At 61.8% G+C, this 13,959-nt stretch carries 11 protein-coding genes and 3 tRNA genes; 13 read left to right on the top strand and 1 reads right to left on the bottom strand.

From position 1 onward, the window contains the following. The first annotated feature begins 56 nt into the window (after positions 1-56). The 12 genes from EPZ47_RS19465 to EPZ47_RS19410 all read left to right on the top strand — a co-directional run bounded on the left by EPZ47_RS19465 (position 57) and on the right by EPZ47_RS19410 (position 12,144). A complete protein-coding gene (locus EPZ47_RS19465; protein ID WP_135846294.1) occupies positions 57-2,636 on the top strand; it encodes a FimV/HubP family polar landmark protein in 2,580 nt (859 codons plus the stop codon). Positions 2,637-2,944: 308 nt separating this feature from the next. Next, the gene (gene truA / locus EPZ47_RS19460; RefSeq protein ID WP_135848040.1) at positions 2,945-3,769 is read left to right on the top strand and encodes a tRNA pseudouridine(38-40) synthase TruA; all 825 of its coding nucleotides are present in this window, start codon (positions 2,945-2,947) and stop codon (positions 3,767-3,769) included. A gap of 62 nt (positions 3,770-3,831) precedes the next feature. Then, positions 3,832-4,464 (top strand): phosphoribosylanthranilate isomerase, encoded by a 633-nt coding sequence (locus EPZ47_RS19455; RefSeq protein WP_135846293.1) that lies wholly within the window; start codon positions 3,832-3,834, stop codon positions 4,462-4,464. A gap of 255 nt (positions 4,465-4,719) precedes the next feature. After that, positions 4,720-5,640 (top strand): acetyl-CoA carboxylase, carboxyltransferase subunit beta, encoded by a 921-nt coding sequence (accD, locus tag EPZ47_RS19450; protein ID WP_135846292.1) that lies wholly within the window; start codon positions 4,720-4,722, stop codon positions 5,638-5,640. Further along, positions 5,637-6,944: a bifunctional tetrahydrofolate synthase/dihydrofolate synthase gene (folC, locus tag EPZ47_RS19445; RefSeq protein ID WP_135846291.1), complete on the top strand. Its 1,308-nt coding sequence runs from the start codon at positions 5,637-5,639 to the stop codon at positions 6,942-6,944. The genes accD and folC overlap by 4 nt, the downstream gene beginning before the upstream one ends. Beyond that, positions 6,928-7,593, top strand: coding sequence for an SPOR domain-containing protein (locus tag EPZ47_RS19440; RefSeq protein WP_135846290.1), 666 nt, complete (start codon positions 6,928-6,930; stop codon positions 7,591-7,593). The genes folC and EPZ47_RS19440 overlap by 17 nt, the downstream gene beginning before the upstream one ends. Positions 7,594-7,682: 89 nt before the next feature. Beyond that, positions 7,683-8,243, top strand: coding sequence for a CvpA family protein (locus EPZ47_RS19435; RefSeq protein ID WP_003179770.1), 561 nt, complete (start codon positions 7,683-7,685; stop codon positions 8,241-8,243). Between the two features lie 41 nt (positions 8,244-8,284). After that, positions 8,285-9,790, top strand: coding sequence for an amidophosphoribosyltransferase (gene purF, locus EPZ47_RS19430; protein ID WP_003203840.1), 1,506 nt, complete (start codon positions 8,285-8,287; stop codon positions 9,788-9,790). A 58-nt stretch (positions 9,791-9,848) separates the two neighbouring features. Further along, positions 9,849-11,060, top strand: a complete 1,212-nt coding sequence (locus EPZ47_RS19425) for an O-succinylhomoserine sulfhydrylase (protein WP_135846289.1) — start codon at positions 9,849-9,851, stop codon at positions 11,058-11,060. After that, positions 11,057-11,830: an SDR family oxidoreductase gene (locus EPZ47_RS19420; protein ID WP_135846288.1), complete on the top strand. Its 774-nt coding sequence runs from the start codon at positions 11,057-11,059 to the stop codon at positions 11,828-11,830. The genes EPZ47_RS19425 and EPZ47_RS19420 overlap by 4 nt, the downstream gene beginning before the upstream one ends. A 103-nt stretch (positions 11,831-11,933) precedes the next feature. After that, positions 11,934-12,009: transfer RNA gene (locus EPZ47_RS19415), tRNA-Val, on the top strand. Positions 12,010-12,067: 58 nt separating this feature from the next. Beyond that, a tRNA-Asp gene (locus tag EPZ47_RS19410) sits at positions 12,068-12,144 on the top strand. A 209-nt stretch (positions 12,145-12,353) separates the two neighbouring features. On the opposite strand, the gene EPZ47_RS19405 is transcribed toward EPZ47_RS19410, so the two are convergent. After that, positions 12,354-13,637 carry an NAD(P)/FAD-dependent oxidoreductase gene (locus EPZ47_RS19405; protein WP_135846287.1) on the bottom strand — a complete coding sequence of 428 codons (1,284 nt, stop codon included), beginning with the start codon at positions 13,635-13,637 and terminating at the stop codon, positions 12,354-12,356. Positions 13,638-13,820: 183 nt separating this feature from the next. Between EPZ47_RS19405 and EPZ47_RS19400 the strand changes: the two genes are divergently transcribed. Then, positions 13,821-13,897, top strand: a tRNA-Val gene (locus EPZ47_RS19400). The last annotated feature ends 62 nt before the right edge of the window (positions 13,898-13,959 follow it).

The raw sequence follows: 13,959 nt of genomic DNA, 5'->3' as shown, positions 1-13,959 counted from the left end.
CAGCGACATCAACACCTTCTCGCTGGCCGAGGAATGTTCAAACAAAGGAAGAGGCTATGGTTCAAGTTCGCAAACTGGTGTTAGCAATAGCGGCCGCCTCGGCGCTGTCCTCCGGTATGGCGCAAGCGCTCGGGCTCGGGGAATTGACCCTGAAGTCGCCGCCGAACCAGCCTCTGGTCGCCGAGATCGAGTTGCTTGATGTCCAGCAACTGACGGCTGCCGAAGTCGTGCCGAGCCTGGCCTCGCCTGAGGAGTTCGCCAAGGCCGGGATCGACCGCCAGGCCTTTCTCAATAACCTGAGCTTCACCCCGGTGATCAATGCCAATGGCAAAAGCGTCCTGCGGGTAACGTCCAGCCAGCCGCTGTCCGAGCCGATGGTCAAGTTCCTGGTGCAGGTGATGTGGCCCAACGGCCGTCTGCTGCGCGACTACAGTGTGTTGCTTGATCCGTCCAAGTTCTCGCCACAGGCCGCCGACGCCGCGCAAGCGAAGCCGCCTCAGGTTGTGTCCACGCCGGTCACCGGGGCTACCAAGCCTTCCCAGTACACCACCACGCCGCGCGATACCCTGTGGGAAATCGCCGCGAAGGTGCGTAACGGCGGCTCGGTCCAGCAAACCATGCTGGCGATCCAGGCGTTGAACCCGAAAGCGTTCATCAATGGCAATATCAACCTGCTCAAGACCGGTCAGGTGCTGCGTCTGCCGGACCCGGTGCAAAGCACTGCGCTGCCGCAACCCCAGGCTATCGCTGAAGTGGCCGCGCAGAATGCCGCCTGGCGCCAGGGGCGTCCGGGCGTGGCGCGCAATGGCCAGCAGCAGTTGGATGCCACCAAGCGTGGTCGTGGTGATGGCGCACCGGCACAGGCTGCCGGTCGCGATAACTTGAGCCTGGTGTCGGCTGAGGCTGCGAAGGCGGGTACCAAGGGTAAGGGCAAAGGTGCTGCGGGTGATGCCCAGGCGCTGAGCAACCAGCTCGCGGTTACCCAGGAAAGCCTCGACTCGGCTCGTCGCGACAACGAAGAGCTGAAAAGCCGCATGGCTGATCTGCAAAGCCAGCTGGATAAGCTGCAGCGCCTGATCGAGCTGAAGAACAATCAACTGGCCAAGATGCAGGCTGAAGGTGCCGCTGTTCCTCCTGCTGGCGAGCCGAACCCGGCGATGTCGGCAGAATTGACCCCCGCGCCTTCGGCACAAACCCCGCCGGCAGCACCTGCGCCCGAGGCGACGCCTCCTGTTGCACCGGTTGAAACCCCGCCTGCTGCCAATGAGCAAAAGTACAACGACTTGCTGACCAATCCGGTCCTGCTGGGCCTGGTTGGCGGTGGTGCGCTGATCCTGCTGTTGCTGCTGTTGTTGCTCGCCCGTCGCCGCAAGGCCCAGCAGGAAGCCGAGAAGCACCTGCGCATGGCACGAGCCCTCGAGGAGGAGGCGGACTTCTCCCCGGAGCTCGATCTGCCCCCGAGCAGCTTCGAGGGCATTGATGTTCCACCGCCAAGCGTAAAACTTGAGCCTAAACCTGCGCCAGCGCCAGCACCCAAGCCGGCCCCGCTGGTTGCGCCTGTGATCGTCACGCCACCGATCGCCGCGCCGTTGGTGGCTCCGGCTGCCGATTGGTCCGACGACGTATTGCCCCAGGCCCAGTCGCATATCGATCGTGGTCGCTTGAACCAGGCGGCTGACTTGCTTGAGCAGGGGATTAAGGCCGAGCCTCAGCGCAGCGACTTGCGGCTTAAGTTGATGGAAGTCTACGGCCAGCAGGGCGACCGTGACGCCTTCGTCGCCCAGGAGCGCCAACTGGTGGCCAATGGCGAAAACTATGCCCAGGTCGAGCAGCTCAAAAGTCGTTTCCCAGCCATGGTGGTCGCGACCACCGCCGGCCTGGCCGCAGCGGCAGTGGCCGCGGAGCTGGACGCGCAGTACGTCAAGGATCTGCTGGAAGACACGTCGCCGACTGATGAGGAACTCGACAGTGCCTTTGACCTGAGCCTGGATGATATGGAGGCAACACCGGTCGCGCCTGCACCAGAGCCCCTCGCCGAGCTGGACGCGTTCCCGGAAGACGACGACCTGAGTTTCGAGTCGGTGCTCAAGCAGCAGACCGAAGCCAGCGAAAGCCTGGACGACCTGTCAGAGTTTGACCTGGACCTGGGCGCCGATGCTCCGGCACCGATCCCGGCACTCGACGATGAAGACTTCCTGCTGGACTTGGACGACGATCTCAAGGGTTTGGACTTGCCAGCAGCCGAGACCCCGGCTTTGGCCGACACCCCGGCCGACGACCTCGAGCTACCGGCGGATTTCGATCTGTCCCTGGCCGACGAAATGGACGCCCAGGACAAGCCAAAGGATGCTTTCGAGTCCGAGCTGGATGATGTCAATGCCGAGCTGGATCGCCTGTCTGACGACCTGAGCACGCCGACCTTCACCGCTGAAGACGCTCTGGTTGGCGCTGAAGACGAACCGGACTTCGACTTCCTCAGTGGCACCGACGAAGTGGCGACCAAGCTCGATCTGGCCCAGGCCTACATCGACATGGGCGACAACGACGGCGCCCGGGACATCCTTGGTGAAGTCCTCAGCGAAGGCAACACCACGCAGAAGAGCGAAGCACAGGAAATGTTGTCGCGCCTGGTCTGAGAGGATCGGGTGAACAAGAACGGCAGCCGATGAGGCTGCCGTTTTTGTTTGGGGCAGGGGAGGTAGTGGCGTTTGGGCTGGCCCCATCGCGAGCAAGCTCAGCTCCCATGGGGATTTGTGCTGGACACAGAATTTGTGAGCACCCGAGAGCCCCTGTGGGAGCGAGCCTGCTCGCGATGGCGTCAGTCCATCCGGTACAGGATCGACTGTTGCACTGGCATCCCACTCAGCCGGCCTTATAATGCCCGCCTTTGCGTACCTCAGCAGGCTGTAATTCCTTGGCAAACATAGACAACCCGGCCGCCGAAATGGCGGCCGACGGCTTTTTCCGGATCGCCCTGGGCGTTGAATACAAGGGCTCGCGCTATCGCGGCTGGCAGCGTCAGGCTTCCGGCGTATTGACGGTGCAGGAAACCCTTGAGAATGCGCTGTCCAAAGTCGCCGACTCACCTGTGTCGCTGCACTGTGCCGGCCGTACCGATGCCGGCGTGCATGCCTGCGGCCAGGTGGTGCATTTCGACACCCAGGTCGAGCGTTCGATGAAGGCTTGGGTGATGGGCGCCAATATCAACCTGCCTCACGACGTCAGCGTCAGTTGGGCCAAGGTGATGCCGGCGCATTTCCACGCGCGTTTCAAAGCCATCGCCCGACGTTATCGCTACGTGATCTACAACGATCAGATCCGCCCGGCACACCTCAACGAAGAAATTACCTGGAACCACCGTCCGCTGGACGTCGAGCGCATGGCCGAAGCCGCGCAATACCTGGTCGGGGTCCACGATTTCAGCGCCTTCCGCGCCGGTCAGTGCCAGGCCAAGTCGCCGATCAAGGAGCTGCATCATCTGCGCGTGACCCGTCACGGCAAGATGATCGTGCTCGACATCCGTGCCAGCGCGTTCCTGCACCACATGGTGCGCAATATTGCCGGCGTGCTGATGACCATCGGCGCCGGTGAGCGTCCGGTGGAATGGATCAAGGAAGTACTCGAAAGTCGTATCCGCCGCTCCGGTGGCGTAACAGCGCATCCGTTTGGCCTGTATCTGGTGCAGGTGGAATATCGCGATGAGTTCGAATTGCCGCAGCGTTACATCGGGCCACATTTCCTCACTGGCTTCTCGGAACTCGACGGCTGACGCCCTCCGTAGCATTTGCTACCATCCGGGACTTTCACGGATTTGCCTGAGGTTTTAACGACATGTCGGCCGTTCGCAGCAAGATTTGCGGGATCACCCGCGTCGAGGACGCGTTGGCGGCGGTCGAGGCTGGGGCCGATGCCATCGGGCTGGTGTTTTATGCCAAGAGCCCGCGCGCGGTGACGGTGCAGCAGGCGAGGGCGATCATCCAGGCCTTGCCGCCGTTTGTGACCCCGGTGGGCCTGTTCGTCAACGCCAGTCGTTGTGAGCTGGGAGAAATACTCGACGCGGTGCCGCTGGCCCTGTTGCAGTTTCACGGCGACGAGGCCCCGGCCGATTGCGAAGGCTGGCATCGTCCGTACATCAAGGCGTTGCGGGTCAAGGCTGGGGATGACATAGCCGCCAGCTGCGAAGCCTACGCCAGTGCCAGCGGCATTTTGCTGGACACCTATGTCGAAGGCGTTCCCGGCGGTACGGGTGAGGCGTTTGATTGGTCGCTGGTGCCCCAAAGCCTGAGCAAACCGATTATCCTGGCCGGTGGCCTGACAGTGGATAACGTGGCTGAAGCCATCCGCCGGGTTCGCCCTTACGCAGTGGACGTGAGCGGTGGAGTGGAGCAGAGCAAGGGCATCAAGGATCCGGACAAGATTCGTGCGTTCATGGCCGCTGTACGCAGTAGCCAGTCGTCAATGTGACGGCTGGCAGACTGCCGCCGTCCATACCAGCACTGTACAAAGCAGGCAGGTGCCGCCTCCGGGTGGGCCAATAGCGAAGTGGCAGCCGCGGTGCAGCGGTTGCCGGGATGGTTGAGGAAGGTTGGGTTGCACGCAGGTCAAGTTTCGCGCTGACCGTGGCGGCCCCTCGACTCGCCGCACAATGAATTTAGCTCAAGGGCATACGCGGGGCCGCGAACCAAAGCGTTCGGGCCGCCGGTACTGGAGAAAGAAAGCATGAGCAACTGGTTGGTAGATAAACTGATCCCTTCGATCATGCGTTCCGAGGTGAAGAAAAGCTCGGTGCCTGAAGGTCTGTGGCACAAATGTCCATCCTGCGAAGCGGTGCTGTACCGCCCCGAGCTGGAAAAGACCCTGGATGTTTGCCCCAAGTGCAACCACCACATGCGCATCGGCGCCCGTGCCCGTATCGACATCTTCCTGGACGCCGAAGGCCGCGTGGAACTGGGCGCCGACCTGGAGCCAGTGGACCGCCTGAAATTCCGCGACGGCAAGAAGTACAAGGATCGCCTGACCGCTGCCCAGAAGCAGACCGGTGAAAAAGATGCCCTGGTGTCCATAAGCGGCACCCTGTTGGGCATGCCGGTGGTGGTTTCGGCCTTCGAATTCTCGTTCATGGGCGGTTCCATGGGGGCCATCGTCGGCGAGCGCTTCGTTCGTGCCGCCAACCATGCCCTGGAAAACCGTTGCCCGATGATCTGCTTCGCCGCTTCCGGCGGTGCGCGGATGCAGGAAGCGCTGATCTCCCTGATGCAAATGGCCAAGACCTCCGCGGTGCTGGCGCGTCTGCGTGAAGAGGGCATTCCGTTCATCTCGGTACTGACCGACCCGGTCTACGGCGGCGTTTCCGCCAGCCTGGCCATGCTCGGCGACGTGATTGTCGGCGAGCCGAAAGCCCTGATCGGTTTCGCCGGCCCGCGCGTGATCGAGCAGACCGTGCGCGAAAAACTGCCGGAAGGTTTCCAGCGCAGCGAGTTCCTGCTGGAGCACGGCGCCATCGACATGATCATTCATCGCCAAGAGCTGCGTCCGCGCCTGGGCAACCTGCTGGCTCAGCTGATGGGCCTGCCGACGCCGAAATTCGTCGCCGCACCGATCGAGCCGATCGTGGTTCCGCCGGTGCCTGCAGGCCTATGACCCAACGTACCCTGGGCGATTGGCTTGCCTACCTCGAGCAGTTGCATCCATCGGCCATTGATATGGGGTTGGAGCGCTCGCAAGCGGTAGCGTCCCGCATGGGGCTGGCCAAGCCGGCGCCCCGGGTCATCACTGTCACCGGCACCAACGGCAAGGGTTCGACCTGCGCCTTCGTGGCCTCGCTGCTGCGGGCCCAGGGGCTGAGTGTCGGTGTCTACAGTTCGCCGCACCTGCTGCGTTACAACGAACGGGTGCAGGTCAACGGCGTCGAGGCCACTGACGCCGCGCTGTGCGAAGCCTTTGCCGCGGTGGAAGCCGGGCGGGGTGAGATTTCCCTCACTTATTTCGAGATGGGCACCCTGGCGGCGTTCTGGCTGTTCGCTCGCGCCGGCCTGGATGCCGTTGTGCTGGAAGTCGGCCTGGGCGGGCGGCTGGACACGGTCAATCTGGTGGATGCGGATATTGCCTTGGTCACCAGTATCGGTGTGGACCATGCCGACTACCTGGGCGATACCCGCGAATCCGTGGCTTTCGAGAAGGCTGGCATCTTTCGCCAGGGCGCGCCTGCGCTCTGTGGCGACCTCAATCCTCCTCAGCCGTTGCTGGACAAGGTCCGTGAATTGAGTTGCCCGTTCTTTCTGCGCGGGCGGGATTTCGACCTGGCGCTGACCGAGCAGTATTGGCAGTGGCGTGGCAGTGATGCCCAGGGCAAGCCGGTGGAACTGCGCGATTTGCCGCTGCTGGACCTGCCGATGGAAAACGCCGCGCTGGCACTCCAGGCCTATCTGTTGCTGGGCTTGCCGTGGGATGCCGGGCAAATCAGCGCAGCGTTGCAAGCGACTCGCGTGGTCGGGCGTCTTGATCGTCGTCAGTTCGACTGGCAGGGCAAAAGTCTGAACCTGATGCTGGATGTCGGCCACAACCCCCATGCGGCGCAGTACCTGGCCGAGCGCTTGGCGCGGCGGCCGGTAGCGGGGCGGCGTCTGGCGGTGTTCGGGTTGCTGGCTGACAAGGATCTGGATGGCGTTGTCGATGCGTTGGGTGCTAGTGTCCAGCATTGGGCGGTGACGCCGCTGGATTCGCCGCGTTCGCGTCCGGCGACTGAATTGCAGGCAGCTTTGCAGCGTCGCGGTGCTTCGGTGCAAGCCTACGACAATGTGGCCGCCGCCTTGGAAGGGCAGTGCGCCCTGGCGACCGGCGAAGACGAGATTCTGCTGTTCGGATCATTTTTTTGTGTTGCCGAGGCCCTTCAATGGTTGGCCCGGCGCACCACGGAGGAAGCTGCAGATGGCATTGCTGGATAAGGCGTACAAGCAGCGCATGGTGGGGGCCTTGGTGTTGGTGGCCCTGGCGGTGATTTTCCTGCCGATGCTGTTTTCCCGTCAGGATGAGCAGCGCCAGGTCACGGTCGAAGCGCCGGCCGCGCCCCAGGCGCCGTCTGTACCGCCTGTGCAGGTCGAACCGGTAGCGGTGCCCGAGCCACAAGCGTTGCCCCAGGAGCCCGTTCCGAGCGACGAGGAGCTGGCGGAGCAACCGCCTGTGCCTTCCACGCCGATTGCACCCGCGCCTGCTGCACCTGCTGCATCGAGCAAGCCGCCTGCTGCGCCAACGGCCGTTCCTGCGGCACCGGCGATCAAGCCAGCGCCAACCCAGCCAATTACCGCAGCTACGCCCAAGCCAGACACCACGCAGCGTCGCGTGGATGCCAACGGCCTGTCGGTCAGTTGGTCAGTGCAACTGGCCAGCCTGACCAGTCGCGAAAGCGCCGAAAGCCTGCAAAAAAGCCTGCGTAGCCAGGGTTACAACGCCTACATCCGCTCCGCCGATGGCAAGAATCGGGTGTTTGTCGGGCCGCTGATCGAACGTGCCGAGGCCGACCGCCTGCGCGACCTGCTCAGCCGCCAGCAGAACCTCAAGGGGTTCGTGGTGCGCTTCCAGCCAGAGCGCGGTTAACGGCGATTTAGCTGATTTGAATCGTGCAGCTTACCGACAGCCCTGCGCTCTGCTAAAATGCGCCGCCTTATCCGTCTGTAGGCTGCACCGTGCCATTTACCTGGGTTGACTGGGCGATCGTTGCGATCGTCGCCATCTCCGCATTGATCAGTCTGAGCCGCGGCTTCGTCAAGGAAGCTCTCTCGCTGCTGACCTGGATCATCGCGGGGGTCGTAGCCTGGATGTTTGGTGGTTCGCTGTCCCAGTACCTCGCCGGATACATCGAAACTCCGTCGGCCCGCGTGATCGCGGGCTGTGCCATCTTGTTTATCGCCACCTTGCTGGTCGGCGCAATGATCAATTATCTGATCGGCGAACTGATTCGCGTCACCGGGCTTTCCGGGACGGACCGGTTCCTGGGCATGGCCTTCGGCGCGGCGCGTGGCGCGTTGCTGGTGGTCGTGGCCGTCGGGCTCTTGAGCCTGGGGCCGGTACAGCAGGATACGTGGTGGCAGGAGTCCCGGCTCGTGCCACAATTTCTATTGGTCGCAGACTGGTCCAAAAACCTGATCCTGGGTTGGAGCAGTCAGTGGCTTGCCAGCGGTATCAGCGTACCCGCTGAAATACCGTTCAAGGAACACCTCTTGCCGATGGCCAAAACGCCGCAGTAAGTGTTGTTCAGTTCAGATCCATTAAGTAGGGGTTGCGTCGCATGTGTGGCATCGTCGGTATCGTCGGTAAGTCGAACGTCAATCAGGCGCTGTATGACGCGCTAACCGTGCTCCAGCACCGCGGCCAGGACGCTGCCGGTATCGTGACCAGCCATGACGGCCGGTTATTCCTGCGCAAGGACAACGGCCTGGTGCGTGACGTGTTCCATCAGCGTCACATGCAGCGCCTGGTCGGTCACATGGGCATTGGCCATGTGCGCTACCCGACTGCGGGCAGCTCGACTTCGGCTGAAGCCCAGCCGTTCTATGTCAACTCGCCGTACGGCATCACCCTGGCGCACAACGGCAACTTGACCAATGTCGAACAGCTGGCCAAGGAGATCTACGAATCGGACCTGCGTCACGTCAACACCAATTCCGACTCGGAAGTGATGCTCAACGTGTTCGCCCATGAGTTGGCCCAGCGCGGCAAGCTGCAGCCTACCGAAGAAGACGTGTTTGCTGCCGTGACCGACGTGCACAACCGTTGCGTGGGCGGTTACGCGGTGGTGGCGATGATCACCGGCTACGGTATCGTCGGTTTCCGTGATCCCCATGGCATCCGCCCGATCGTGTTCGGCCAGCGTCACACCGACGAAGGCGTCGAGTACATGATCGCCTCCGAAAGCGTGTCCCTGGACGTGCTGGGCTTCACCCTGATTCGCGACCTGGCCCCGGGCGAAGCGGTCTACATCACTGAAGATGGCAAGCTGCACACCCGTCAGTGCGCGACCAATCCGAGCCTGACCCCGTGCATCTTCGAACACGTCTACCTGGCGCGTCCGGATTCGATCATCGACGGTGTCTCGGTCTACAAGGCCCGCCTGCGCATGGGCGAGAAGCTGGCCGACAAGATCCTGCGCGAGCGTCCGGATCACGACATCGATGTGGTCATCCCGATCCCGGACACCAGCCGCACCGCGGCCCTGGAGCTGGCGAACCACCTGGGCGTCAAGTTCCGCGAAGGCTTCGTGAAGAACCGCTATATCGGCCGTACCTTCATCATGCCAGGCCAGGCCGCGCGGAAAAAATCCGTACGCCAGAAGCTCAACGCCATCGAGCTGGAATTTCGCGGCAAGAACGTGATGCTGGTGGATGACTCCATCGTGCGCGGCACCACGTGCAAGCAGATCATCCAGATGGCCCGTGAAGCCGGTGCCAAGAACGTGTATTTCTGCTCGGCGGCCCCGGCCGTGCGCTACCCGAACGTCTACGGCATCGACATGCCGAGTGCCCATGAGCTGATCGCTCATAACCGCACTACCCAGGACGTGGCCGACCTGATCGGCGCCGACTGGTTGATCTACCAGGACCTGCCGGACCTGATCGAAGCGGTCGGTGGCGGCAAGATCAAGATCGAGCACTTCGATTGCGCGGTATTTGACGGCAAGTACGTCACCGGCGACATTGACGAGGCCTACCTGAACAAGATCGAGAACGCACGTAACGATGCGTCCAAGGCCAAGACTCAGGCGGTCAGCGCGATCATCGATCTGTACAACAACTGATTAACCAACCGGCCCCGAGGGGCCGGTTTGCGTTTAAACCGATTTCAGGAGTGACAGCATGAGTCAGGATTGGGATGCCGGTCGGCTGGACAGCGACCTTGAAGGCGTAGCGTTCGATACCCTGGCGGTTCGCGCTGGTCAGCACCGTACACCGGAAGCCGAACATGGCGAACCGATGTTCTTTACCTCCAGCTACGTGTTCCGCACCGCTGCCGATGCGGCGGCACGGTTTGCCGGCGAAGTGCCGGGCAACGTTTACTCGCGCTACACCAACCCCACCGTGCGGGCTTTCGAGGAGCGCATTGCCGCCCTGGAAGGCGCCGAGCAAGCCGTGGCCACTGCCACCGGCATGGCGGCAATCATGGCCGTGGTGATGAGCCTGTGCAGCGCCGGTGACCATGTATTGGTGTCGCGCAGCGTCTTTGGCTCGACCATCAGCCTGTTCGAGAAGTACTTCAAGCGCTTCGGTGTGGAAGTCGATTACGTGCCCCTGGCGGACTTGTCCGGTTGGGACGCCGCCATCAAGGCCAATACCAAACTGCTGTTTGTCGAATCGCCTTCCAACCCCCTGGCTGAGCTGGTGGACATCGCCGCGCTGGCGGAAATCGCCCACGCCAAGGGCGCCATGCTGGTGGTCGATAACTGCTTCTGCACTCCGGCGCTGCAACAGCCGCTGAAGCTGGGTGCGGACGTGGTGGTGCATTCGGCGACCAAGTTCATCGATGGCCAGGGCCGTTGCATGGGCGGCGTGGTGGCCGGTCGTAGCGAGCAGATGAAAGAGGTGGTGGGCTTCTTGCGTACCGCCGGGCCGACCCTCAGCCCATTCAACGCCTGGATCTTCCTCAAGGGCCTGGAAACCCTGGGCCTGCGCATGAAAGCCCATTGCGCCAACGCCCAGGTTCTGGCTGAGTGGCTGGAACAGCAGGACGGCATCGAGAAAGTGCATTACGCCGGCCTCAAGAGCCATCCGCAGCATGACCTGGCTGCGCGTCAGCAGCGTGGTTTCGGCGCGGTGGTGAGCTTCGAGGTCAAGGGGGGCAAGGAGGGCGCCTGGCGCTTCATCGACGCGACCCGACTGATCTCCATCACCGCCAACCTGGGTGACAGCAAAACCACCATCACCCATCCGAGCACCACCTCCCACGGCCGTCTGTCGCCCCAGGAGCGTGAAGCGGCGGGCATCCGCGACAGCCTGATCCGCGTCGCGGTCGGCCTGGAAGACGTGGCCGACCTGCAAGCTGATCTGGCCCGTGGGTTGGCGGCCTTGTGATCGAGCTGGCAACGCCGCCCAGCGGCACTCATGGCCGGGTCGCACTGGTTACGGGCGCCGCACGCGGCATCGGCCTGGGCATCGCCGCCTGGCTGATCTGCGAAGGCTGGCAGGTGGTACTGACCGACCTGGATCGCGAGCGCGGTTCCAAGGTCGCGAAGACGTTGGGCGATAACGCCTGGTTCATCGCCATGGACGTGGCGGACGAGTCGCAAGTCGCCACCTGCATTGCCGAAGTGCTCGGGCAGTTCGGGCGTCTCGACGCGCTGGTGTGCAACGCGGCTATCGCTGACCCGCACAACATCACCCTGGAAAGCCTGGACCTGGCTTACTGGAATCGAGTCCTGGCGGTGAACCTGGGCGGGCCGATGCTGCTGGCCAAGCACTGTGCGCCGTACCTGCGCGCCCACAACGGTGCCATCGTCAATCTGGCCTCGACCCGCGCCGCGCAATCGGAACCCGACACCGAGGCCTATGCGGCGAGCAAGGGCGGTTTGCTGGCCTTGACTCACGCCTTGGCGATCAGCCTCGGGCCGGAGATCCGGGTCAACGCTGTCAGCCCCGGTTGGATCGACGCGCGAGATCCGTCCCAGCGGCGTGCACAGCCGCTGACCGATGCTGATCATGCCCAGCATCCGGCCGGCAGGGTCGGTACGGTAGAGGACGTGGCGGCGATGGTGGCGTGGCTGTTGTCGCGCAATGCCGGTTTCGTCACGGGCCAGGAGTTCGTGGTGGACGGTGGCATGACCAAGAAAATGATTTATAAGTGAGGGCGGTTGCGGGTGCCGTTTGAAACTGTTTTGAAAAAACTTCAACCCTGCTATTGACTTAGCTTCGGTACCTGCGTAAATTTCGCGGCCTCAACGAAGCAAAGGGTGATTAGCTCAGCTGGGAGAGCGTCTGCCTTACAAGCAGAATGTCGGCGGTTCGATCCCGTCATCACCCACCATGTTTTACGAGAGTTTTGCGAAAGCAAGACGGAAGCTGTCAAAAGCCTCCACCGACGCGCAGCGGTAGTTCAGTCGGTTAGAATACCGGCCTGTCACGCCGGGGGTCGCGGGTTCGAGTCCCGTCCGCTGCGCCATATCTGCTTCGAGGCCCACTGAACGCCTTGAAGCTAAGAAGAAGGCTGAAAAGCTATCTTCTAGTCGATAGCAAAGACCCTGGTCGAAAGACCGGGGTTTTTTGTTTTCGGGATTTGAAAGATTGGAACAAGCCTGTGGCGAGGGGATTTAGCGAAACGTCGCACCGCCCCGCAGGGCTGCGAAGCAGCCCTTTGATGATGTGTGGTTCTCAGAACCCCAATTTATCCCGCAACCCGTAATACCAAGCCCCCATCGCCGCAAACGGCGTACGCAACAACTGACCGCCGGGGAAGGGGTAGTGGGGCAGGTCCGCAAACGCATCAAAACGCTCAGCCTGACCACGCAGCGCCTCAGCCAGGACCTTGCCCGCCAGATGCGTATACGTCACGCCATGGCCGCTGCAGCCCTGGGAATAATAAATGTTATCCCCCAGTCGCCCGACCTGCGGAAGACGCGACAGCGTCAGCAGGAAATTTCCAGTCCAGGCGTAATCGATCTTCACATCCTTGAGCTGCGGGAATGCCTTGAGCATCTTCGGCCGAATGATCGCCTCAATATTCGCCGGATCCCTCGCGCCATACACCACGCCGCCACCGAAAATCAGGCGCTTGTCACCCGTCAACCGGTAGTAATCGAGCAAGTAGTTGCAATCTTCAACACAATAATCCTGAGGCAACAGGCTGCGAGCTAGCTCCTCTCCCAACGGTTCGGTAGCAATCACCTGGGTGCCGCAAGGCATGGACTTGGCCGCCAGCTCCGGCACCAGATTTCCCAAGTAGGCATTGCCGGCCACGATAATGAACTTGGCCCTGACCTTGCCCTGCGGCGTATGCACAACCGGACTGGCACCGCGCTCGATGCGCACCGCCGGCGACTGTTCATAAATCACCCCGCCAAGGGACTCCACGGCCGCTGCTTCGCCCAATGCGAGGTTGAGCGGATGAATATGCCCACCGCTCATATCGAGCATCCCGCCTACATACTCATCACAAGCCACCACCTCGCGAATACGCCGCTGATCCAGCAACTCCAACTGGGTATGCCCGAAACGCTCCCATAGACGCTTCTGCGACTCCAGATGGCCCATTTGCTTGGCAGTGATGGCCGCGAATACACCGCCGTCTTTCAAATCACACTGAATCTGATACTTCGCCACCCGCTCGCGAATAATCCGCCCACCCTCGAACGCCATGTCGCCCAACAACTGCGCCTGTTGAGGGCCAACGCTACGCTCGATCACATCAATGTCGCGGCTGTAGCTATTAACGATCTGCCCGCCATTGCGACCCGAAGCCCCAAAGCCCACCTTCGCCGCCTCAAGCACCGTCACCTTGAAACCGTTCTCCAGCAAAAACAACGCAGAGGACAGGCCGGTGTAACCAGCGCCGATCACGCAAACATCTGTCTCGACGTCATCCTGCAGGGCAGGGCGCGGAGGGACCGGGTTGGCTGACGCGGCGTAATAAGACTCTGGATACGGTGTGTTCGCCATTCTGCAACCTCTGTTTTATATTTTTTACGAATGCGCCGATCCTACCCGAGATAAAAATAAGCCGCCAGCCACCGCAAAATCTTCGTCGCATTGGCGAAATTAAATATTTTGCATATTCATAGGGTTAGGTGAAAAAAAGGTGTTGACACCCCTCCGGAATTCCGTAGAATGCCGCCTCACAGCAGGCACGTAGCTCAGTTGGTTAGAGCACCACCTTGACATGGTGGGGGTCGTTGGTTCGAGTCCAATCGCGCCTACCAAACAAAATCCGCTCTGCTGGGCGGTCTAGAAGGGCCCACCGAAAGGTGGGCCCTTTTTTGTT

This window comes from Pseudomonas viciae, from assembly GCF_004786035.1.
Classification (GTDB): domain Bacteria; phylum Pseudomonadota; class Gammaproteobacteria; order Pseudomonadales; family Pseudomonadaceae; genus Aquipseudomonas; species Aquipseudomonas viciae.
Note: the sequence above shows the minus strand (reverse complement) of the source record. Positions and strands in the feature narration are given on the sequence as shown.